A 22,198-nucleotide genomic window follows, 5' to 3' on the forward strand; every position below is an offset into this window, starting at 1 on the left:
TCGCTAATGCTCATTGGTCTGTTTTCTGCCCCGACCCTGCAGGCATGTCAAGCCCGTAGGATCCCTTGGAGGCCTCCAGACGGGCCCGGTCCTCTGGGGTCAACGAGGCCAGGAAACCCTGCTCATAGTCGTCAAGTCGCGTGGGATAATCACCGTTGAAGTAGGCTACGCAAAGGCCCTGGTAGGGTGCGTCACGTCCCAGACCGATGGAATCCACCAGACCGTCCAGATTCAGATAGGCCAGGGAGTCGGCCCCGATGGCTTCCCTGATCTGCTCCACGGACTTCTTGGCGGCGATTAGTTCGGAGGTCCGTTGGATGTCGATGCCGTAGTAGCAGGGATACCGCAGGGGCGGGGAGGCGATGCGCATGTGCACCTCGCTCGCCCCGGCCTCCCGGAGCAGACGGACGATTCTGCGCGAGGTGGTGCCCCGAACTATGGAATCGTCGATGACCACCACCCGCTTGCCGGATACGACGCCGCGCACAGCGGCCAGTTTCATCCTGACACCCTGTTCGCGCATGGCCTGGCTGGGCTGGATGAAGGTGCGTGCCACATACTGGTTTTTGATCAGCCCCATCTCGTTGGGCAGTCCGGCCGCCTCGGCATAACCTGAGGCTGCGGACAGGGAGGAGTTGGGCACCCCGATGACCATATCGGCGTCCACCGGAGCCTCGCGGGCCAGCCTCGCACCCATCCGCTTGCGGGCCGAGTGGACGTTGACTCCATAAATATTGGAGTCGGGCCTGGCGAAGTAGATGAATTCCATGGAGCAGATGGACAGGCAGGTCTGATCGGTATAGCGCTCGATGCTGTAACCCGAGTCGTCCACCCGGACGATTTCGCCGGGGCCGATGTCACGCACCAGCGTGGCGCCGACCAAATCCAGTGCGCAGGTTTCCGAAGCCAGGACGTAGGCTCCTCCTGGCAGCTGGCCCAACGAGAGAGGACGGAACCCGTTGGGATCCATGGCTCCGATCATGGCATCCTCGGTCATGAGCAGGTAGGCGAAGCCGCCATGGACCTGGCGCAGGGCCTGTTTGAGCGCTGCCATGAAGTCCTTTTCAGGACTGCGCCGGATTAGGTGCATGAGCACCTCGGTGTCGGAGTTGGAGTGGAAGATGGCCCCTTGGTCCTCCAACTCCGCCTTGAGGCTGTCGCAGTTGGTCAGGTTGCCGTTGTGCGCCAAGGCTATGTCCCCGTCATGAAAGCGGAAGACGAAGGGCTGGATGTTCTCGATGGACCCTGAGCCGGTCGTGGCGTAGCGGACATGGCCGATGGCCCGGTCTCCGGTCAGCGGCGTCAGGCTGGACTCGTCCGGGAAGACCTGAGTCAGCAGACCCAGGCCCCGCCGTCCGATCAGATGCCCCTGGTCGTTGGAAACGATGCCGGCACCCTCCTGGCCGCGGTGCTGCAGGGCATGCAGGCCGAAGTAGGTCAGCCGGGCGGCATCGGGGTGGCCCCAGACCCCGAAGATCCCGCACTCCTCGTGGATGCCTTCAAGCTCCAACGACATGGTCTATGTCCTTTCCCCTATGCGGCAAAGTAGTCCACTCCAGACTGGAAGAGCGGCTGCGGACGTTTTCCGGGCACGTTGAGATACAGGTCGGGACCGCTGCGTTCCGTGTGGCCCATCTTGCCCAGCACCCGGCCGTCCGGGCTGGTGATGGCTTCGACGGCCATGTCGGATCCATTGGGGTTGACCAGCGGATCCATGGAGGGGTGGCCCTGTGCGTCTACATACTGGGCGGCCACCTGTCCTCGGTCAATCAGGGTACGCAGGAGGCCAGGCTCGGCCACGAACCGCCCTTCGCCGTGGCTGATGGGCATGGTGTGGATGTCGCCCACCCGGCAGGCGCTCAGCCAAGGGGAGCGTGTGGAGCTGATCCGAGTATGGACCAGACGGCTCTGATGGCGGCCGATGGTGTTGGCGGTCAGGGTGGGATCCTCGGGCGACCCAGTGACGATTTTGCCATAAGGGACCAGACCCAGCTTGATCAGCGCCTGGAAGCCGTTGCAGACGCCCAGAACCAGCCCGTCCCGGTCCTGCAGAAGCTCTTGGAGGGCATCGGCGACCTGGTTCGAACGCAGGAAGGATGCCACCAGTTTGGCCGAACCGTCGGGCTCATCGCCACCGGAGAAGCCTCCGGGCAGCATCAGTATCTGGCTGCTGCGGATGGCCCGGGCCAGGCGGCGGGAACTTTCGGTTACATCCTCGGCGTTCAGGTTGCGGATGACCACAGTCTCCACCTGGGCCCCAGCGTCCCGGAAGGCCTGTGCAGAGTCGTACTCGCAGTTGGTGCCGGGGAAGACGGGCATAACCACCTTGGGTCGGGCGGTCTTGGCAGTCCCTTTGGTTCTACGCGTTACTGGCCTGCTATGCTCACGGTCGGTGCGGCCGATGGTCGGCACCGGGTCGCCTTGGCCTCGGTATGGGAAGATGGATTCCAGACCCCTGGCACGGATTTCCTCAAGCTCAGCCAGGTCCAGATCCTCACTGCCACAGCGCAGGTGGTAATCCTCCCGTGTGCGCCCCAGCAGCTGCAAATGCAGACCGGAATCCTGAATGAACAGGGGCTCTGGGCCTGAGGTCTCCAAGATGAAGCTCCCATAGGCAGGACGGAAGAGCGCAGATATGGCAGTGTTTGATGCCAGATTCAGCCCGATTCTGTTGCCCAGGCACATCTCCATCAATGACTGGGCGATGCATCCGTAGCCCGGAGTGGCTGCAGCATCCACCAGGCCCTGGCTGATCAGCGCCTCCACTTGGTCCATGACGGCCCTCAGGCTCTCCGGATCGGGCAGCAATCCGTCCTCCTGATATTCGGGCGTCAAAAGGTAGACCTGCCGGTTCGGGGCCTTGAACTCGGGAGAGACCGCATCCTTGGCTCGCCCCAGGGCCACGGCAAAGCTGATCAGGGTGGGAGGCACGTCCAGGTCCTCGAAGCTGCCGGACATGGAGTCCTTGCCGCCTATGGCACCCACGGAAAGATCCAGCTGGGCCTGGAGGGCTCCCAGGACGCCGGCCACCGGCAGACCCCAGCGCCGGGGGTCATTGCCGGGCTTAGGGTAGTACTCCTGCAGGCTCAGGTGAGCCCGGGAACGGCTGAAGCCGCTGGCCACCAGCTTGGCCAGGCTCTCGACCACGGCGAGGTAGGCCCCGGTGTAGGGATCCTTGCTGCTGATCCAGGGGTTGAATCCCCAGGCCATGGCCGAGGCGGTGGTGGTGTGTCCATCCACCGGCAGCTTGGCCACCATGGCCTGGGCCGGAGTCAGCTGTCGGGCTCCGCCGAAGGGCATGAGGACAGTGCCTGCGCCGATGGTGGAGTCGAACTGCTCGGCCAGACCCTGCTGGGAGCAGACGTTGATGTCTGCAAGCAGGGCCTTCATGCGCGCGTCCAGGCTGCCCTGGACCTCAAATGGGGCATGGTAGGGAGCTGGAACCGCCACCTGGGCATCGGCCTCGTGAGGGGCGCCGTTGGAAGCCAGGAAGGATCGGGGGATGTCCACGATGGTCTCTGATCGCCAAGTCATCCGCAGTCGGGGTTCTTCGGTGACCTCGGCGATGACGGTTGCCTCGAGGTCCTCCTGCTGGGCGTAGTCGATGAAGGCGGGCGCGTCTTCGGCGGCCAGGGCCACGGCCATGCGCTCCTGGCTCTCGGAGATGGCGATTTCGGTTCCATCCAACCCCTTGTACTTGAGCGGCACCCGGTCCAGGTCCACGTTCAGTCCGTCGGCAAGCTCGCCTACGGCCACGGCGACGCCGCCGGCTCCGAAGTCGTTGCAGCGTTCAATCAGCCTGGCTGCCTCCGGGCGGCGGAAGAGGCGCTGAAGCTTGCGCTCCTCAGGGGCATCGCCCTTCTGCACCTCGGCCCCGCAACGTTCCAGGCTCTCTTCGTTCTGGGACTTGGATGCTCCGGTGGCACCGCCGATTCCATCGCGGCCGGTTCTTCCGCCCACCAGGATGATCAGATCGCCGGGTGCAGGCCGACGGCGGATCACATGGTCGGCCGGGGTGGCTGCCACCACTGCGCCTACCTCCATCCGCTTGGCTGCATAGCCGGGGTGGTAGATCTCCCGAACCTGTCCGGTGGCCAGCCCGATCTGATTGCCATAAGAGGAGTAGCCATCGGCCGCCTGACGGACTATCCGGCTCTGGGGTAGCTTGCCCGGCAGGGTCTGATCCAGGGGCTGGCGGGGATCCGCTGCCCCGCTGACCCTCATGGCCTGGTAGACGTAACCTCTTCCGGAAAGAGGATCGCGGATGGCTCCGCCGATGCAGGTGGCGGCACCGCCGAAAGGCTCGATCTCGGTGGGGTGATTATGCGTTTCGTTTTTGAAGAGAAAGAGCCAGTCCTGATCCTGGCCGTCCACGTCGACCTTGGTCCGGATAGTGCAGGCGTTGACCTCTTCGGACTGGTCCACGTCATTCAGGATGCCTCGCTTCTGCAAGTACTTGGCTCCGATGGTGGCCATGTCCATCAGGCATTCCGGTCGGTCCTGGCGGCCCAGCTCTTCACGGATTGCCCGGTAACGTTCCAGCGTGGCGCGGGCTCGGGGATTGTCTGCCTTAATTCGCTCCAGCTTGGTATTGAAGGTGGTGTGCCGGCAGTGGTCGGACCAGTAGGTGTCGATCACTTTGAGCTCGGTCAGTGTGGGGTCTCGCTTTTCCTGACGGTAGTGGTCCTGGCAGAAGCGGACATCCGGCAGATCCATGGCCAGATCCAGCTTGTCGATCAGCGCTTCGAGTTCAGGATCGGCCAAATCGCGAAATCCGTCCAACACGGGCACTGAATCAGGATCCTCGTCAGGCATGGCCAGGGTCTTGGGCTGCTCCAGCCCTACCACCCGTGAGTCGACTGGATTGACCAGGTAATTGCGGACGGCTTTGATCTGCTCGGCATCCAAATCGCCTTCTAGCAGGTAGACGGTGGCCGTGGCAACCAGGGGGCGGGCGCCCTGGCCGACCAGCTGAACACATTGGGCTGCGGAATCGGCTCGCTGGTCGAACTGACCAGGCAGGGGGGCCACGGCGAAAAGCATGGGGGAGTCCAGTGGCGGCAGGTCCTCGTCACCTTTCATGCGCAGGGCCTGCTCCAGTCGGGTGGCCACCAGGTCGGTCTGGGGCTGGGCGAAGACCGTGGGCAGACAACGTTTGAAGAGGTCTTCGTCGATTCCCTCCAGATCGTAACGGTTGATTATGCGCAGGCCGGTCAGCCCTTGCACGCCCGGCAGGGTGCGAAGCTGTTCGGCAAGCCTGTCGGCGGCCTGGTCAAAGCCCCGCTTTTTCTCGGTATAGACACGGAAGAGCACAATGGATCCTTTCGCGATGGACTGTTTGGGGACCAATGAAAAACCCGGAGGCGATATGCTCGCTTCCGGGTCGACCGATTCAGCTGTTCGATTGGCTTTCGCGCTCCTCCAATTCGGTAAGCCCATCCAGAATGGTTTGATAAGCCGGAATGATGCTGCCCAGGTCCCTGCGGAAGAGGTCCTTGTCCAAGTGGGTGACCTGGCCGTCATCATTGTTGCCGATAGCCCAGAGCCGGCAGGTGTCAGGGGTGATCTCGTCGCCGAGAAGGATGATGCCCGAACTGGTCTTGCCCATTTCGATCTTGAAGTCCACCAGCTCCACGTTGATGGCGCGGAAGATGCCGGTCAGCGCCCCGTTGATCTCCCGGGTCTTAGCGGCGATGATGTCCAGATCCTGCTCAGTGGCCAGTCCTAGGGCCAGAATGTCGTCCCGGTTGATAAACGGATCATCCAGAGGATCGGACTTGTAGAAGAATTCCAGCACCGGCTGCTTCAAGGCGGTGCCTTCCGCAACCCCGTACCGTTGGGCGAAGGAGCCAGCGGACCGGTTGCGCATGACAATCTCCAGGGGGAACATGTCCAGCCGACGGTTGAGCTGTTCGGTGTCCGAGATGCTGCGTACGAAGTGGCTGGGGATGCCCCGGCGGGCCAGCAGGGAGAATATCACCGTGGTGATCCTGTTGTTCAGTCTGGCCTTGCCTTCGATATTGGCCTTCTTGGCCCCGTTCCCCGCGGTGGCCTGGTCAGTGTACTCAACCCAGAGTATGTCTGGATCATCCGTCTCGTACAGTTTCTTGGCTTTGCCTTGATAGCGCATTCCCAACTTTTCCACTGTTCGCCTTCCTCGAGTTTGTTGCGAATTGGAAACTTCTGCACTGCTTGGGACACGACCACCATAGCAAGCCCGGGTTACATCCCCGCGCCCACCCGGGGTTTCAGATCTTTGACCACGGCTTCGGCATGTTCGGTGGCGGTCTGCAGGTCAGGACCCAGGGCCAGGACTACGCCCATGCGACGCTGACCATGTACTTCCGGCTTGGAGAAGATGCGCAGATCAGTGCCTGGGTGATCCAGGGCCTGCGGCAAACCTTGGAAGCTGACCGGTCCCTGGCCCTTGACCAGGATGGGACGGCTGACCGCGCATGTGCCTTCCGGCAGGCTCAGGGCCAGATCCTCCTGATGGACGGGAACGCCCAGGATGGCCCGGGCGTGAAGGTCGAACTCGGTCAGCCGCTGGGAGATCATGGTCACCATGCCGGTGTCGTGGGGGCGCGGCGCTACCTCGTTGAAGAGCAGCGAACCGTCGCGCAGAACAAAGATTTCCACTCCGTAAATACCCCATCCGGTCTCGCCACTCTGGCGGGCCAGGGAGGTCATGGCCTCAACCAGCCGGGTGGCCATGTTCCGGGCCTGCTGCAAGATCTCGGGATTGAGCTCCGCCGGTTGCCAGGAGAGCCGGTAGTCCCCGTCCTCCTGCCGTTGGCCTATGGGCGTGCAGGTGGCAACGCCGGCAGAGGAAGCCACGGTCAAAACGGTCAGCTCATGGGCCAGGGGGGCCAGAGCCTCCACGATGACCTCGGCTTTGCCCTGATGTTTGGTGGCTGCCCGGCCCTGGGTCAATGCCGAATTCCAGGCTTGCGGCAAGCCCTCCTGACTCCGTACCAGGGTCTGTCCGTGGCCGGAGGAGCTCATCAGGGGTTTGACCATGCATGGGTAGCCCACCTGGTCCGCCGCGCTGGCCAGTTCTTCGGGGGAGTCGGCGAATCGGTAGGGGGTAGTAGGCAGGCCCACCTGCTCGTGGGCGAAGACGCGCAGAGCCCGGCGGTCCATGCACATGGCCGCCAGGGGGGCGGCAGGCACCACCTGGATGCCCCGGGCCGCGGCACCGACCAGGCGGTCTGTGGCAATGGCCTCCACTTCAGGCACGATCAAATCGGGCTGGACCTTGTCGATCAGGTCCTCCAGGGCCTGCGGATCGCTCATCTTCACTTGATAGCCGGCATGAGCCACCTGGGTGGCCGGTGCGCCGGGATATGAGTCCGCCGCACCCACCCAAGCCCCCAGCCGCATAAGGCTGATGGCAATTTCGCGGCCGAGTTCGCCGGCCCCTAAGAGAAGGACTCGTGTGGGTCTTGGACCCAGAGGAGAGCCGAACGGTCGCTCCCCAGGATTGATAGTGTTGATAATCCGCTGCTGACCGGATGCGCTCATACCCATATTCTGCCACCGACCCGTCGACCAAGGAGGGGGGTCATCGATATATGCCTATAAACGACATCTATAGAGGCCTGCTTGTCCACAGGCCGCCGGGACGATTACCATGTCATCCAGTCGACCAGGGAAGGCGGGAACGTGAGCGAGCGGACACCGGCGGTGCGGATGGAGCACCTGACCAAGACCTATCACAGCGACGACGACGAAGACAAGACGGCCCTGGCCGATATCGATCTGACCGTCGAGACTGGGGACATTTTTGGCATCATCGGACTGAGCGGGGCGGGCAAGTCCACCCTGGTCCGTTGCATCAACGGGCTGGAGGATTATGACTCGGGCAGTGTCAAGGTCCGTGGCCGCGAGGTCAAGGATCTGTCTCTGGCCGAGCTCAGGGACTTGAGGCGTCGTACGGGCATGATCTTCCAGCACTTCAACCTGATGCCCTCCAGGACGGTGGCTGACAATGTTGGCCTCCCTCTGCGGGGGAGTGGCCGTGACCGTGCGTCTCGACGGGCCCGCGTGTCTGAGCTTCTGGAATTGGTGGGACTGACCGAGCTGGCTGACCATTATCCCGCCGAGCTCTCCGGCGGCCAGCAGCAGCGGGTGGCCATCGCCCGAGCCCTGGCCAATGAGCCGGATATCCTGCTCAGCGACGAGGCCACCAGCGCACTGGACCCGACCACCACACGCTCCATTCTTCAACTGCTGCGTGATCTGCATGACCAGCTGGGCATCACTGTGGTCATGATCACCCACGAGATGTCGGTCATCAGGCAGATCTGCAACCGGGTGGCGGTCATCGATCAGGGCGTCATCGTGGAGCAGGGCAGGGTCTTCGACGTCTTTGCAGACCCCAAGGCCCAGCTGACCAAGTCCTTCGTTGCCACCACCTCCAACCTGGACAAGGTCAAGGATCTGATGGCCGCCGATTCGCCTCTGGTGGCCCTTGAACCCGGGCAGATCCTCATGCGCATGTCCTATGTCTCCAAGGAGGTCTCCGAGGCCCTGGTCTCCACCATCAGCCGTCGCTATAACCTGGACGTCAACATCATCTTCGGCGACATCGATGTGGTCGAGGGAGCGCCCCTGGGCGGACTGGTGGTCAGGATGGGCGGCGACCCTGAAAACATCCGCCAGGCCATGGAATACCTGCGCTCTCGCAACATCGGAATCGAGGTTCTCAAGTCATGACGTCCCTGCTTACCACCTGGTTCCCCAATGTCATGAGCCGGCTGCCGGAGTTCTTCAGCAGCATGGTTCAGACCCTGGTCATGGTCGGCGTCTCCGGGGTGATTTCCTTCCTGTTTGCTCTGGTCATCGGGGTGGGGCTGATCATCAGCCGACGTGACGGCATCCGCCACAACGGCCTGGTCTTCACCATCCTGGACAAACTGATCGACCTCTTCCGCTCCATCCCCTTCATCATTCTGGCGGCGGCCCTGGTGCCGGTGACCAGGATGCTCATGGGTACGGCCATCGGGCCCAAGGGGGCGATTTTCCCGCTGGTTGTAGGCATCACTCCCTTCTTCTCCCGGCAGATCGAGTCGGCCCTTGCTGGTCTGGACCCCGGGTATGTTGAGGCGGCGGAATCCATGGGCATGACCACCTGGCAGATTATCTGGCACGTCTACCTGCGTGAGGGCATCCCCTCAATCATCCGGGTGACCACCATCACCATCGTCAGCCTGGTGGGCGAGACCGCCACCGTGGGCATCGTGGGCGGCGGCGGTCTAGGTGACTTTGCCATCCGTCTGGGCTACCAGCGGTCCATGAACGACGTGACCATCGCCACCATCATTGTGTTGGTTATCTTCATCGCCCTGATCGAACTGTTCGGCCGGCTTCTGGCCGAGGTCGTCGAACACTGAGCAACCGGGGAAAGGTCAGATTATCGTGGTCGGTCGTAGTCGCGTCGGCAAAAAGAACAGAGCCAAGATCCAGCTGGCGGCGCTCAGCCTGGTCATCGTCCTCCTGCTGGCGCTGGTGGTCGGTACCGATGTCCGTCTGAACCAGGTAGGTGCCAATGTCAAGGTCGTCAAGGTCGGCGTAATCGGCAGTTCGGACGATCAGATCTGGAAGGCTGTCCAGGCGGAGCTGGATCGGCGTGGCGAACACATCAGAATCGAACTCAAGCCTTTCCAGGACGCCATCTATGTCAACCAGGCCACAGCCAACCGCGAGGTGGACTTCAACGCCGCCCAGCATTACGCCTACCTGGAGGACGATGTGAAAACCAACCACTACCAGCTGGCCGTGCTTGGTAATACTTACATCTCGCCCATGAACCTCTACTCGCAGCGCTATGCCAAGCCCTCGCAGTTCCAGGACGGCGACCGGGTGGCCATCCCCAACAACGCCACCAACATGGGTCGGGCCTTGAAGGTCCTGGCCGATGCCAAGCTGATCGGTCTGCGCGACCCCAAGGCCACCAACCCTCTGCCCGAAGATGTGGTGGACAATCCCAAGCATCTGCGCATCGAGCAGGTGGATCCGGCCGGTATCCTCAACCTGCTGCCTGACTATGCGGGCGGGGTCACCAATGCCAACTTCGTGGTCGACGCAGGTCGCAGCGTGCACGATGCCATCCACGAGGTTCCCTACGATCTGCAGAACCCGGCCAACAAGCCCTATATCAACATCATCGTCACCACCAAGGATCAGCGGGACAACCCCACCTACGCCGCAGTGGTGCGCGCCTACCATTCCAAGCCCGTGGCCGACACCATCGTCCGTGTCTACAAGGGCGCCTGCCTGCCGGCCTTTAAGGTTTCCTGATGCGATAGGTTCCAGCAATGAAGGAGGACGGATATGAGCACCAGAAGAACCAAGGCCAAGCGAGAGCTGGCGGCTGTCTCGGTCGTCATCCTGGTGGTCGCCGTCCTGATGGGCGTGGCCTATGTCAAGGTCAACCAGCCCGAACGTGGCCAGCGGGAGATCAGCATCGGCCTGGTGGGTGATGCCGATGAGGAAATCTGGAAGGCCGTTCAGCACGAACTGGACCAGCGCCGGGCAGGCATAAAAATCAAGCTTCGGTCCTTCCAATACGGGCGTTACGCCAATCAGGCGCTGGCCAATAGGGAGATCGACCTGAACGCCTTCCAGCACTACGCCTTTCTGGAGCAGGAGTCCAAGCAGCACGGGTATCGGTTTGCCGCCATCGGCGACACCTACATTTCACCGCTTAACCTTTACTCAAAGAAGTACCGGAGCGTCGACCAGATAGGGCATGGCGAGCGGCTGGCCATTCCCAGCGATCCCATCGACCTGGGCCGCTCCCTGAAAGTGCTTGCCAGCGCCGGGCTGATCGGGCTGCGAGACCCCAAGGCCACCACGCCGGTTCCTGAAGACATCGTCGACAACCCGCGTGGGCTGGTCCTGGACCAGGTCGACCCACCGGGAATCGTCAAGGTCCTGCCCGACTATGCGGCCGGCATCACCAACACCAATTTCATCCTGGATGCCGGCATGAAGATCCAGGATGCCATTTACCAGGTGCCCGGCGATCTCAAATCGCCAGCCAATCACCCCTATGTCAACATCATCGTGGCCAGGCAGGCCGACAAAAACGACCCTGCATACAAGGCTCTGGTCTCCGCCTACCACAGCCGATATGTGGCTGACGCCATCAACCGCTACTACCGTGGGGCAGCCGTCCCGGCCTTCTCCTACTAATAGTGACTGCGATTAGTGGGTGCAATCGGGTCGTCGCCCTGTCTTGGTCCGGCCCAAGGCTGCTAATGATGAACAGCGGAGGGAACGCTGATGAAGGATCATGATCGCCTGACGCTGGCCCTGGTCCTGGACTCTTTTGGCAACAGGGGCAACGGGACATCCAATTCCGCCATCCAATACGCCCAAGGTCTGGAGGCGCTGGGGCACCGGGTCCGTCTGGTGGGGGTGGGGTCGGCCGACTATCCGGCACGGGTGCATCGCATTCCTTTGGTCTCCGCAGTGGCGGCCAGGCAGCAGATGAGCTTCGCTCGTGCTGATCCGGATCTCTTCCGAAGAGCCTTTGCCGGTGTTGATCTGGTTCATATTTACGAACCTTTCGCCTTCGGTCGCGCCGCCCTGTCCCAAGCTAGATCCATGGGCATACCGGTGACCGCCGGCTTTCACATTCAGCCTGAGAACATCACCTATTCCTCTGGCCCATTGCGCTACCTGCCCGGGGTGGATGCGGCCATTTACAGGCTGTTTCGGTTCTGGCTCTACGACCATGTCAGGCACATCCACGTTCCCACCCAGCTGACGGCCGACCTGCTGCGCTCGCATGGGTACAAGGCCTGCCTGCACGTCATATCCAACGGGTACCAGCCCAGGTTCAACCCTGGTGACCGATATGAGCGGGACCGATACGAACGGCAGCGATCCGGTCGGCTGATCCAGGTTGTGGCCTCTGGCAGGCTAGCCCGGGAAAAGGACCATCTGACTTTGATCCGTGCCTTGGCTCTGTGCAGGAACAGACGCAGGATCCGTCTGACTATAGCTGGTACAGGACCCATGGAGCACCGACTGAAGGCAGAAGCCGCCCGGCAGCTGGACGGCATGCAGGTCTTTATTGGATTCCATCAGAACGCGACCATGCCCGATCTGCTCAGGCAGGCCGACCTGCTGGTTCACCCATCAATAGCGGATCTGGAATCGGTCAGCGTCCTGGAGGGGATGGCCTGCGGCGCAGTCCCGGTTATCGCCCGATCCAGCCTGAGCGCCGCCGGTCATTTCGCCTTGACGCAGCATTCGCTCTTCCCGGTCGGTAAGGCTCAGGCGCTAGCTTCGCAAATCGACTGGTGGGTAGACCATCCTGATGCCCTTGCAGTCTGGTCCAGTCGCTATGCCGAACATACCAAGGAACATTACTCACTGGATGCCTCCGTCAAGGCCTTTGCCCATATGGCCGTGCAGGCCGTCAGCGATCAGGAGCCGGGCCGGGTATAGGCCTGACCTGGCTTAGATCTCCTGCTTGGATATGATCAGAGCCGATCCGAAGATGGCCACCAGGACCACGCCTGCGGATACTCCGGCATAGATCCAGGCCTGATCAGCCTTCAGAGTGTTAAGGATGATCTGTTCGCCGAACCCGACGAAGTCGAAGTATTTCAGCCAGTTCAATTTAAAGGCATACTCCACAAGGCCGATCAGCATGGGCCATATCACGATCACCACCGCTGGGATGACCAGGGATTTGGTAAGGATCAAGAGAATAATGCCTAGGCTGATGATGACGGAGATGCAGAAGCTGACCGATAGGGTCATGATGGCCACATCCTTGCATAGGATGCCCCAGCCTACACCCGGTTTCCTTCCTAGGGCCAGTCCGGTGATCAGGATGGTGATGAAGTAGCACAGGGTTAGGAGGATGATGTCAGTCAGGATGGTCACATACTTGCCGAGGATGAACTGTATGCGCGAGATGCCCGATGTCAGCGTGTTCTTCAGAGTGTGCTGGCTGTATTCCGCACCAATGACGATGACGAAGACCGCGATGTAAAAGTAGATTAGAGACGAGGCGGAGGCGACACCTGCTTGCAGGCCTGTCCTAATGGTCCAGCTTTGCCCTCCGATTTCCGACAGTTTATGAGCGTATTCTTCGCCTCCGGTGGTGATTCCCATAGTGCTCTTGCCCCATGTGGTCACTATGCCGAGTGCCATAGTGGCAATGAGCAGAATCAGCATGCCGATGGATCTCCGCTGTCTGTAAAAGTCGGCCCTGATCTGGTTAATCATTGTTGTTTCCTCGACTCTTGAGAATCCTTGTTGAGCAGATCTGTGAAATATTCCTCCAACGATCCCTTCTGCTGGCTGATTTGATTGACCAGGATGCCTTCCTGAACCAGAAGTCTGTTGATGGGGCCCGGCTCCAGGTTCTCCTGCCTGATCAGAATCTGATGGTCGTCAAGGACTTGGAAGGGGCCGATTCCCCGGCGATCTAGGATCATGGCGGCCCTGGAGCTCTGGTCCACGTCTATCAACAGTCCATTTTGATTGATCCGGTCCAGTTCATCCTTGTTTACTTCCTTGATCAGGCGACCGTGGCTGATGAACCCGAACCGGGAGGAGACCAGGTAGAGTTCGCTCAGAATGTGACTGGAGATGAGGATGGTCGTCCGGCGCTCCTTGTTGAGCCTGTCCAGGAGTGTTCTGAATTCCATGATTCCTCCCGGGTCCAGGCCGTTGATGGGTTCGTCCAGAATCAGGAAATCGGGTCGGGTGAGGATGGCCATGGCCAACCCCAGGCGCTGACGCTGGCCCAGAGAGAGGTGACCGGCACGAGTCTTGGCCTTTTCGCTCAGGCCGACGAAGTCGATGGTCTGAGCGATGGCCTTGTCGTCGGTCAGCCCGTGCTGGATGGCTGTCAGTTCCATGTTCTGGCTGACGGTGAGTTTTTTAAAGGCGGCCGGAGCCTCAATGATCGAGCCTATTCTGCTTAGTATCCGGCTGTCCTTGCCAATTGTGTGCCCCATCAGCCTTATGGTTCCCTCCTGGATGGGGGAGAGCCCGGTGATCAGACGCATAAGAGTGGTTTTGCCGGCGCCGTTCTCACCAATCAGCCCGTAGACCTCGCCCTTGTTTATGGAAAGGCTGACATCGTCCAGTGCCTGAAAGCGTCCGAACCGTTTGCTGGCATGGCTAATATCTAGAATGGTATCGTCCATGGGGTTCCTTTCTCTATGTCGCTATCAGAGAATCTAAAGTGCCTTTCTTAATTGCATGGCTAAGAAATCATTAAGAATTGCATAAATCCGCTTGGGCGAGACCGGCCTCGTTAGGTGGCTTCAGTAACATGAGAGTGCCTGCGAAAGGAAGACAGTATGCCGACGATTCTGGTCGTGGAGGATCAGGAGGACATCCAGTCCCTGCTCAAGGATGTGCTGGGCGAGACCTACAGGATTATCCAGGCGACGACGGGCGCCCAGGCCTTGGCCCGCTTTCAGCAGGAGGAACTCGACCTGATCCTTCTGGATCTGATGCTCCCTGTAGTTACCGGGGACAGCGTCCTCAAGGCCATTCGGCATATGTCGTCGGTGCCGGTCATCATCCTCACGGCCATTCAGGATAAGACCAGAACCGTCAGCCTCCTGGAGCAGGGCGCCAATGATTATGTGACCAAGCCTTTCGACATTGACGAGCTCCGCGCTCGTGTCCAGGTCCAGCTGCGCCAATCCGGGGCACTGAAAGCCGATGCGGATGCAGCAGGTGAATCCGACGCCAAGATTTGTTTTCAGGGGATCGAGCTGGACCGGATGGAGCACACGGTCAGCGTTGATGGGCACAGGGTCGAACTGGCACGCAAGGAATTCGCCATCCTTGAGCTTCTGATGGACCATCCACATCGGGTCTTCGAGAAGGAGGACCTCTACAGGCAGGTTTGGAACCAGCCATACATCAATGCCGAGAATACTCTCAATGTGCACCTGAGCACCTTGCGGACCAGTCTGAACAGATACGCCGGCAGTCAGCGCTACATCGTGTCGGTCTGGGGCATCGGCGTTCGCCTGGTCTGAATTCGGATGGAAGAAAGAACGATGAATAAGGGTCGTCGGAGGTGAATCCGTGAAGGTGGCCGCACTTGTTTTGGGTCTTGTCGCCCTCGCCCTGGCGATTGGCCTGATAATGCTGATTGTCGACCTCAAACGGATCAGTGACGATCTGGACTTCATCAACCATGCCGACACTAACGCCTTGGTAACCACTGGGTCCAATATCGGGCTCATCCGCACTCTGGCGGATAGGATCAATGCCGTTCTGAACAAGACCAGGCGGCTGCAGATCACCCAGGCTGAGCAGAACAAGCAAGTCCGGCAGATGCTGACCAACCTAACCCATGACATCAAGACCCCGCTGACCGTGGCCAGGGGATACGCCCAGCTGCTCAAGGAGGGATCGGCTGATCAGGAGCAATTGGGTAAGATCCTCAACAACCTGCAATCGGTGGATCACTATCTGCATTACCTGATGGATTTCAATCTGATACAGGAGAAGAGCGTGAGCCTGGATCTGACCAGGGTGAACCTATCGGCATTGGTTCAGCAGGAGCTCTTCAATGCCTTCGATTCTTTGACCGCGCGGTCCGTCACGGTAGAGCCCAGAATTCAAACTGGTGTGGAAATTACGACGGATCAGATCATGATGAGTCGAATAATTCAGAACCTGATTGGCAACTGGCTCAAGTATGCGGAGGAATCAGCCTGGGTGGACCTGCACAAGAGTGAAGATGGACGAACTCATTTGGACTTCGGCAACAAAACTACGGGCGAAGCAGTCGATGTGGACAGGCTCATGGAACGGTTCCAGACCGATGACCAATCACGGACCAAGATCAGAAGCACAGGCCTGGGTCTCAGTATTGTTGACTCCTTGGTGGATTCACTGGGCGGCTCCATGCGGCTGGAATCCACCAACGGTATTTTCTTGGTCCACTTGCTGCTGAGTGATGCTCCGCAATCGAAGGAGCTGTAAATAACCAAGGTTCGAGGCAGCTTGGTGAGACGCTGTGGCTTGTCACGGCCTTCATGGCAAAACCATGACAGGCCACAGCGCATGTAGGCGGAGGATGGGGTCAGCACATGAATCCGACAGTACTTAAATCTGATTGTGCTTAAATCCGACTGACAGATGAGTCGCTTCTGCGTCTACAATCAGGCGAAATCAGGCCTTGGTGTGGGGCACTATAACAGCCCTGGCCGAGAGCTTGTTGTCGACCAGCTTGTGGTAGGCATCTAGGGCATTGTCCAGCGAGTAGGTTTCGATCTCGGTCTCGATCTGGCCGTTGCGATACATGTTGGCCACATCGTAGAGCTCAGGGATGGAACCCCAGTAAACGCCAAGCAGCTCCTGCTCCCAGGGCTTGGAGTACCAGTCGTATTCCGCCTTGCCGCCGGCGATGCCGACCACGGTCACACGGGATCCCGGGCCGCCCGAAGCCTGTGCGGCAGCAATGGTCGGGGCCACACCCACGAAATCGAAGGCGGCATCCACACCCTCCCCGTGGGTGATCTTCCTGATGTTCTCCACCTGGTGCTCGTCGCTGACCACGGGGATGGCACCCTTGGCCTCAGCCTTGGCCAGGGCCTCAGGCTTGGTGTCCGTGGCAATCACGGTGGCGCCTGTCAGGGCGTGAAGAATCTGAATGGCGATCTGGCCCAGTCCGCCCAGGCCAATGACCAGAGCGTACTTTCCGCCGCCATTCAGGTGGGGCATGGCAGCCCGGATGGCGTGGTATGGGGTCAGGGCAGCGTCAGCCAGGGGTGCTGCGCCGATGGGATCCGCATCGCCCAGGGGCACCAGGTTGCGGGCCGGTACGGTCATGTATTCGGCCATGCCGCCGTCGCGCCCCAGTCCCAGGGCCAGTGATTTATTGGTTGCGGCGCTGGAGCAGTAGTTCTCCTGGCCGGCCACGCAGTGAGGGCAGTGGCCGCATCCGGTGGGCCCATAGACAATGTAGGCATCGCCCTTCTTGAAGCCAGTGACGTCAGGCCCGACCTCTTCGACCCAACCAGTGGTCTCATGTCCCAGAATGAATGGCGGCTTGGTGTGGCTGCCGGTTTCGGGGGTGTAGTCCTGGAAGACGGAGACATCAGAATGGCAGCAACCTGCCCCGGCCACCTTGAGCAGAACCTCGCCGCTCCCGGGTGTCGGCTCCGGCACTTCCTTGAGGGTGGGGAAGGTATTGTATTCTTCGAAAACAACGGCTTTCATAAGCGTCCTTTCATCGTTGAAGTAATTCCGCCCCCGTGCTCAGGGCGGAGGTGTGCAACAGCATCGTTGCAATAAAAATCTTACTGAATGACAGCTTTGCACTCACCCGAACGAGTGTGATATGTCCAACAATGCAGGGTGAAAGTCATATACATACAAATACCCCTCCCCGAAGGTTGATTGGTGGGGGAGGGGTTGCAGGATTACCTTGGTCTTGCCTTCGTTTAGCGTGAGCGGCTTTTACAGCAGATTGATCAGCGCTTGGGTGTCCTCGACTGTCGTCGCCCAGGAGGTGGCCAGCCGGATCACGGTGTGGGTGGCATCGCTGCGTTCCCAGAAGTCGAAGGCGACCTGCTTGGACAGCTCCTCCATGCGCTCATTGTCCAGGCGGACGAAGGTCTGGTTGGTGGGGGAGTCCATGACAATCTGATACCCCTTCTCCCGCAGGGCCTTTTTGATCATCGCTGCCGTCTGGATGGCGTTGCGGCTGATTCGTGAATAGAGGTCATCGGTAAAGAGGGCATCGAACTGCACTCCCAGGAGTCTTCCCTTGGCCAGAAGGGCACCTCTTCTTTTGATCATGGTGCTGAAATGCTCGGGAGCATTTCCTCCGGGGAAGACCACCGCTTCGCCGCAGAGTGCGCCTACCTTGGTTCCGCCGATGTAGAAGACGTCGCAGAGACGGGCTATGTCCGTCAGGTTGACGTCGGTTCCGGGAGCCACCAGTCCGTATCCCAGCCTGGCCCCGTCCAGGTATAGCGGAATCTTGTATTCCCGACAGGTCTGCGAGAGATCTTCCAGCTCCTGACGAGTGTAGAGGGTCCCATACTCGGTGGGATGTGAGATGTAGACCATGCCGGGGAAGACCATCTGCTCATGGTTTCCGTCGGCATAGAAGCCTTCCAGAAAAGCGTCAAGGTCCTCTGCGCGAATCTTGCCCTGTTCGCCGCGAATTGTCAGAACCTTGTGGCCTACGGCTTCGATGGCGCCGGCCTCATGGACATTGACATGGCCAGTATCTGCAGCAACCACTCCTTGATAAGACTTCAGCAGGCAGGAAGTGACGACCTGGTTGGTCTGGGTTCCTCCGGCCATGAAATAGACCTGGGCCTGGGGGCAGCCACAAGCTTGGGCAATTTTCTGAGCAGCAGAGGAGCAGTACCGATCCTTGCCGTACCCGGGAAGGTGCTCCATGTTGGTGTCGATCAGCCGCTGCAGGACTGCGGGATGTGCGCCCTCGGAATAGTCGTTGACGAATGACAGCATAAACACCCTTTCTAAGACCGTTCCCGTGTATGCCTTTATGGTACACATAAATTGGATTCCACATCCCTTTCCGGGTTCTTCATTCATGCTTGTTCGGAGCATTGGTACGACATGAGAAAGGTTCGTACACAAGCTTGCGAAGACAAGGCTAAATGAAGACAAGGCTAAATACAGTGATGATTTCATTCAATATGGGACAAATCAAAGTGTTGATGATGGAATTCTGCTTGTTGTCCACACTTCCCATTCAGTTGAAGAAAAGAGGACGATGATAAAGACCTAAACAGCAATTATAACGTTAATAAATGTGACCTTGATGTTGGTCAGCACTCTCCCGTCTTGTTCGTGCTAAAAATGGTAAATCCAATGAGTTGGGAAACGCGTACCGATGCCAGAGAGTGTTGTGCCTAGGACGAAAGAAAAATAGGCATTGTACATAGTGGCTATCTAGAGCAGCTATGAATAAATGCTGCTACCCCGAAACAGAAGCTACGCGTCCATTCCTCATTCTGTGGCCTAGGCTCCAGCGTGGCCCCTGCTGCGAACTGTCTGCTGTTTTGCATATGCTTCATGAGAACTGGTGGTTTGCATCATACATTCAGAATCCTGCAGTTGTTTACTTCTGTTCTGTCAGGTGGCTTCAACGACGGAGTTCCCTGACTTGGCAGTCTCGGCCTCATGCTCGGCAACCTCGGCCCTGGCAGCGAGATATTTTGATTCTTGTCAATCTTATCTTTTTGGTCGCATTCGTTATTGTTCTTGTGTCCGTTCATGTTCTATTCTTTGTCTCTAATTGCTGGTCTCTACCTGATTTGTTAAAAGGTTTACGTAATCCTATGATGCACTCGCTTTATCAGAATGATTCTAATTTAATTAGTATGAATTTGGGATACTACACAATGCTTCTAAACTGGTAAACCGGAGGAAATGAGGTATGTGGCATGCCGTTGTTGTGGTTGACGTATTTTTAATTCCTCAGAAGGCAATGGGCATAATCTTACATAAACCTGTCTGCTGGTTCCACTACCACCGAGATACAGTATGACTGAGGTAAGTATACTTGTTACACATGGTGGAGATGCAAGAGGACGTACCATACGATGACAGTAATGTCAGCAGCATTGAAGAGTATGCCAAGCGCATTGTAAATAAAACTTTGAGAGAAGCTTTGGATTTGCCCCCGGATGCCAGACCCAAGGGTAGCGGAGGCAAGGGGGCCATGGGCGAAACTGTCGAAGAATACTATTTTCGCATCAGAAACAACAATGTTCAAGGTCCTGATTTCCCAAAAGTCGGTGTCGAGCTCAAAACTACAGGTTTAAGATACGATGCCCACCACAAGCCTTGTGCCAAGGAACGACTCGCTATAACTAATATCAACTGGATGACGATTCTCAACGAGGATTTCAAGAAGAGCCATCTTATGGATAAGATATCGAAGATTCTCCTGCTGGCCTACGACTATGACCCAGGTAGCGACAGCGTCTTGGATATGAGATTCAGACTGGCCACCATGTGGGGTGTGCCGGAAAGAGATAAGCCCCAGATGCTGGCAGACTGGAATACGGTTCTCGCAAAAGTGAGGAATGGGGACGCGGATAAGGTAAGCGGCCGTGACACCGTCTACCTTGAAGCTGCCACTACCGGTTCCGGTCACGGGAAAAAATACCCGCAACCCAAATCGGACCGGTGCGCCAAGCCAAGAAGGTGGGCCCTGAAATCATCATATATGACCACGGTCATCAATCAGCTCTTCCAAAAGGAAAAGTACGCTTCAATCAAGAGGGAAAAGGACGAGGTGAATCTGACCCTCCACCAGTTGGTGAAGGCGAGATTCCGCCCTTACATGGGAAAAACGAAGAAAGAGCTGAAATCTGTCCTGCAGATCTCCGCAAGTGAGCATGCTAAGAACTATTACGCGTTAATAACGAAGAAAATCCTCGGTATAGGTACTGACAAGAGTATAGAGGAATTCGACAAGGCTGGTATTATGGTGCGCACAATCAGGCGAAGCCGCACAGGGCGTGTCAAAGAGTCGCTTTCATTCCCTGCAATGGACTATAAGGAAGTAGCCTGCACTGATTGGGAGGACAGCAAGCTGTACGGATACATGACCACTCCTTATCTGTTTGTCGTCTTCAGTCAACGTGAGGAGCACGGCCCCTTGTTTTTGTCGCAGTTGGTGTGGTGGACGCCAACCGACGAAGACCTGGCCGAGGCCTGTCGAGTGTACAAGATAACGAGACAGCACATTCTTGCCAATGATTATGATCACTTTCCCGGCATCAGGGGATTGGAAGGCAATGGTTCGCATATACACGTGCGCCCTCACGCCACGAAAGGTGAGACCTGTCTTACCCCGCAGGGAACCAGGGAGACGAAGAAATCTTTCTGGATTACGAACAAATATGTTCAGCAGATTATCGACCAGGCATCAGACGACCGGCAATGACCTTGCCAATTCTGTGGGGGATTCCGGTGACAAGAGCATTGCCCATACAGAAGGCCCTGTGCCCGTCGCTCATACCGTCATCTGTCCAGCCCCGTGGGAACATCTGTAGCTGGTCGAGTTCATCTGGTACCAGCCTTCTGAGCCTGCCATCCTGCTCAACAACATGCTTCATACGGCTGGCCCCTTTACCGCCTTCACCAGTCAGAATGGTCCTACTGGGTTTGTCCAATGAATCTGGAAAGGTGACGGGCCCTTCGGCGTAAGTGTATTCAAAACCTGACTTCGCCTCCCGCTGTTCCTTTTTTGCGCCCTTCAAATACGACCATTTCGATAGGGAGTCTTCGTCAATCCAGAATTGCTGTGGAACATCTTGCGGAGGTACAAGGATGTCTCCTAAGACAGTTTTTTGGCCGGTGTACACCGCTTCTACCCGTTCGCTGAATACGACACCGTCTTGCATTACGCCCGCATTCCGGAAGAGCGAAGTCTTCGAATCGATGCCGAATCGGTTGGTTATGTCATAGGGGTCATCGTTGATGCGAAATGTACCAGAATCTTTTTTTTCGGATGGCTCTGCCGGAAAGGCCTCTGCCATGATTCCGTTGCTGTGCAGACGAGTCGAGAGGTCCCATGCACTTCGGGTGAGTTCTGCGAAGATGTAGACCCTCCTCCTTCGTTGGGGCATCCCATAATCTGCAGCATTAATCACTCTCCACTCGACCGAGTAACCCAGTCGGGACAAGCAAGAAAGAATGATGGCAAAATCACGTCCACGCTGTGTAGACGGTGATTTCAATAGTCTATCTACGTTCTCAAGCAACACAAGACGTGGTTTACGTTTCTCCAAAAGTGTATTTATGCTCCACCAGAGGACGCCTTTTTTGCCCTCTATTCCTGAAGATTGAGAGAGCGGCTTAGCCACGCTGTAATCCTGGCATGGGAAGCCGCCGACAAGCATGTCGAACTGTGGGATATTGGCTTCTCCCTTGTCGACTTTCCTTAGTACTTCAGCTATATCTTCATTAACGCAGGATCCAGTTCCAAAACGGTCCTCGTAGCAGCGCCATGCAAATTGCTTGGCTTCGCTGCCGTTGGGCTCCCACTGGTTCGCCCAGACGGTCTGGAAAGGACCGGCGGCTTCCATGTGGAATTCGGGATGCTCAGGATTGTTATAACCATCCAGGCCTAGACGAAATCCGCCCACACCTGCGAACAGTTCGACCACCCTGATGGACATAGACACACCAACTTACTTCC

General features: G+C 58.3%; 17 protein-coding genes. 8 read left to right on the plus strand and 9 right to left on the minus strand.

Annotated elements, in window-relative coordinates; genetic code table 11:
- Positions 1 to 10: 10 nt before the first annotated feature.
- The 4 genes from purF to purT all read right to left on the minus strand — a co-directional run bounded on the left by purF (position 11) and on the right by purT (position 7,530).
- Positions 11 to 1,516 (minus strand): amidophosphoribosyltransferase, encoded by a 1,506-nt coding sequence (gene purF, locus H3T93_RS00580; protein WP_144177453.1) that lies wholly within the window; start codon positions 1,514 to 1,516, stop codon positions 11 to 13.
- 17 nt (positions 1,517 to 1,533) lie between these two features.
- Entirely contained in the window at positions 1,534 to 5,313 is a 3,780-nt protein-coding gene (locus tag H3T93_RS00585; protein WP_144177624.1) for a phosphoribosylformylglycinamidine synthase, read from the minus strand.
- 79 nt (positions 5,314 to 5,392) lie between these two features.
- Positions 5,393 to 6,145 carry a phosphoribosylaminoimidazolesuccinocarboxamide synthase gene (gene purC / locus H3T93_RS00590; protein WP_144177452.1) on the minus strand — a complete coding sequence of 251 codons (753 nt, stop codon included), beginning with the start codon at positions 6,143 to 6,145 and terminating at the stop codon, positions 5,393 to 5,395.
- Positions 6,146 to 6,222: 77 nt separating this feature from the next.
- Entirely contained in the window at positions 6,223 to 7,530 is a 1,308-nt protein-coding gene (gene purT / locus H3T93_RS00595) for a formate-dependent phosphoribosylglycinamide formyltransferase (RefSeq protein ID WP_144177451.1), read from the minus strand.
- A gap of 135 nt (positions 7,531 to 7,665) precedes the next feature.
- Here purT and H3T93_RS00600 point away from each other — a divergent pair, with 135 nt between their 5' ends.
- The 5 genes from H3T93_RS00600 (at position 7,666) to H3T93_RS00620 (ending at position 12,462) form a co-directional block, all read left to right on the plus strand.
- A complete protein-coding gene (locus tag H3T93_RS00600) occupies positions 7,666 to 8,718 on the plus strand; it encodes a methionine ABC transporter ATP-binding protein (RefSeq protein ID WP_198214723.1) in 1,053 nt (350 codons plus the stop codon).
- Positions 8,715 to 9,395, plus strand: coding sequence for a methionine ABC transporter permease (locus H3T93_RS00605; RefSeq protein ID WP_045935580.1), 681 nt, complete (start codon positions 8,715 to 8,717; stop codon positions 9,393 to 9,395). Before H3T93_RS00600 ends, H3T93_RS00605 begins: the two co-directional genes overlap by 4 nt.
- Before the next feature lie 25 nt (positions 9,396 to 9,420).
- Positions 9,421 to 10,302 (plus strand): MetQ/NlpA family ABC transporter substrate-binding protein, encoded by an 882-nt coding sequence (locus H3T93_RS00610; RefSeq protein ID WP_144177450.1) that lies wholly within the window; start codon positions 9,421 to 9,423, stop codon positions 10,300 to 10,302.
- Positions 10,303 to 10,335: 33 nt separating this feature from the next.
- Positions 10,336 to 11,199 (plus strand): MetQ/NlpA family ABC transporter substrate-binding protein, encoded by an 864-nt coding sequence (locus tag H3T93_RS00615; RefSeq protein WP_144177449.1) that lies wholly within the window; start codon positions 10,336 to 10,338, stop codon positions 11,197 to 11,199.
- Between the two features lie 90 nt (positions 11,200 to 11,289).
- Positions 11,290 to 12,462: a glycosyltransferase gene (locus H3T93_RS00620; protein ID WP_144177447.1), complete on the plus strand. Its 1,173-nt coding sequence runs from the start codon at positions 11,290 to 11,292 to the stop codon at positions 12,460 to 12,462.
- A gap of 12 nt (positions 12,463 to 12,474) precedes the next feature.
- Here H3T93_RS00620 and H3T93_RS00625 read toward each other — a convergent pair whose 3' ends face one another.
- Positions 12,475 to 13,251: an ABC transporter permease gene (locus H3T93_RS00625; RefSeq protein WP_144177445.1), complete on the minus strand. Its 777-nt coding sequence runs from the start codon at positions 13,249 to 13,251 to the stop codon at positions 12,475 to 12,477.
- Positions 13,248 to 14,180: an ABC transporter ATP-binding protein gene (locus tag H3T93_RS00630; protein WP_046323157.1), complete on the minus strand. Its 933-nt coding sequence runs from the start codon at positions 14,178 to 14,180 to the stop codon at positions 13,248 to 13,250. Before H3T93_RS00630 ends, H3T93_RS00625 begins: the two co-directional genes overlap by 4 nt.
- A 156-nt stretch (positions 14,181 to 14,336) precedes the next feature.
- Between H3T93_RS00630 and H3T93_RS00635 the strand changes: the two genes are divergently transcribed.
- Both H3T93_RS00635 and H3T93_RS00640 read left to right on the plus strand, forming a co-directional pair.
- Positions 14,337 to 15,029, plus strand: a complete 693-nt coding sequence (locus H3T93_RS00635; protein ID WP_144177443.1) for a response regulator transcription factor — start codon at positions 14,337 to 14,339, stop codon at positions 15,027 to 15,029.
- A gap of 49 nt (positions 15,030 to 15,078) precedes the next feature.
- The gene (locus tag H3T93_RS00640) at positions 15,079 to 15,984 is read left to right on the plus strand and encodes a sensor histidine kinase (RefSeq protein WP_198214724.1); all 906 of its coding nucleotides are present in this window, start codon (positions 15,079 to 15,081) and stop codon (positions 15,982 to 15,984) included.
- A gap of 189 nt (positions 15,985 to 16,173) precedes the next feature.
- Here H3T93_RS00640 and H3T93_RS00645 read toward each other — a convergent pair whose 3' ends face one another.
- Together H3T93_RS00645 and H3T93_RS00650 are read right to left on the minus strand one after the other, a co-directional pair.
- Positions 16,174 to 17,223, minus strand: a complete 1,050-nt coding sequence (locus tag H3T93_RS00645) for an NAD(P)-dependent alcohol dehydrogenase (protein WP_110413184.1) — start codon at positions 17,221 to 17,223, stop codon at positions 16,174 to 16,176.
- A gap of 240 nt (positions 17,224 to 17,463) precedes the next feature.
- Complete coding sequence (locus H3T93_RS00650; protein WP_144177441.1) at positions 17,464 to 18,489, minus strand: threonine aldolase family protein; 1,026 nt, start codon at positions 18,487 to 18,489, stop codon at positions 17,464 to 17,466.
- A 1,069-nt stretch (positions 18,490 to 19,558) separates the two neighbouring features.
- Between H3T93_RS00650 and H3T93_RS00655 the strand changes: the two genes are divergently transcribed.
- On the plus strand, positions 19,559 to 20,941 hold the full coding sequence (locus tag H3T93_RS00655; RefSeq protein ID WP_144177439.1) for a Sau3AI family type II restriction endonuclease: 1,383 nt from the start codon (positions 19,559 to 19,561) through the stop codon (positions 20,939 to 20,941).
- Here H3T93_RS00655 and dcm read toward each other — a convergent pair.
- Complete coding sequence (dcm, locus tag H3T93_RS00660; RefSeq protein WP_198214725.1) at positions 20,910 to 22,184, minus strand: DNA (cytosine-5-)-methyltransferase; 1,275 nt, start codon at positions 22,182 to 22,184, stop codon at positions 20,910 to 20,912. The two genes, H3T93_RS00655 and dcm, sit on opposite strands and share 32 nt — an antisense overlap.
- Positions 22,185 to 22,198 lie beyond the last annotated feature (14 nt).

The sequence above is a fragment of the Bifidobacterium sp. M0404 genome, from assembly GCF_016101415.1.
Classification (GTDB): Bacteria; Actinomycetota; Actinomycetes; order Actinomycetales; family Bifidobacteriaceae; genus Bombiscardovia; species Bombiscardovia polysaccharolytica.

What these genes read in the sequence shown, in the direction of transcription:
- purF (WP_144177453.1), bottom strand. Translation starts at nt 1,516, where the DNA reads ATGTCGTTGGAGCTTGAAGGCATCCACGAGGAGTGCGGGATCTTCGGG.
- purT (WP_144177451.1), bottom strand. Translation starts at nt 7,530, where the DNA reads ATGGGTATGAGCGCATCCGGTCAGCAGCGGATTATCAACACTATCAAT.
- H3T93_RS00605 (WP_045935580.1), top strand. Translation starts at nt 8,715, where the DNA reads ATGACGTCCCTGCTTACCACCTGGTTCCCCAATGTCATGAGCCGGCTG.
- H3T93_RS00615 (WP_144177449.1), top strand. Translation starts at nt 10,336, where the DNA reads ATGAGCACCAGAAGAACCAAGGCCAAGCGAGAGCTGGCGGCTGTCTCG.
- H3T93_RS00620 (WP_144177447.1), top strand. Translation starts at nt 11,290, where the DNA reads ATGAAGGATCATGATCGCCTGACGCTGGCCCTGGTCCTGGACTCTTTT.
- H3T93_RS00625 (WP_144177445.1), bottom strand. Translation starts at nt 13,251, where the DNA reads ATGATTAACCAGATCAGGGCCGACTTTTACAGACAGCGGAGATCCATC.
- H3T93_RS00630 (WP_046323157.1), bottom strand. Translation starts at nt 14,180, where the DNA reads ATGGACGATACCATTCTAGATATTAGCCATGCCAGCAAACGGTTCGGA.
- H3T93_RS00635 (WP_144177443.1), top strand. Translation starts at nt 14,337, where the DNA reads ATGCCGACGATTCTGGTCGTGGAGGATCAGGAGGACATCCAGTCCCTG.
- H3T93_RS00645 (WP_110413184.1), bottom strand. Translation starts at nt 17,223, where the DNA reads ATGAAAGCCGTTGTTTTCGAAGAATACAATACCTTCCCCACCCTCAAG.
- H3T93_RS00650 (WP_144177441.1), bottom strand. Translation starts at nt 18,489, where the DNA reads ATGCTGTCATTCGTCAACGACTATTCCGAGGGCGCACATCCCGCAGTC.
- H3T93_RS00655 (WP_144177439.1), top strand. Translation starts at nt 19,559, where the DNA reads ATGGTGGAGATGCAAGAGGACGTACCATACGATGACAGTAATGTCAGC.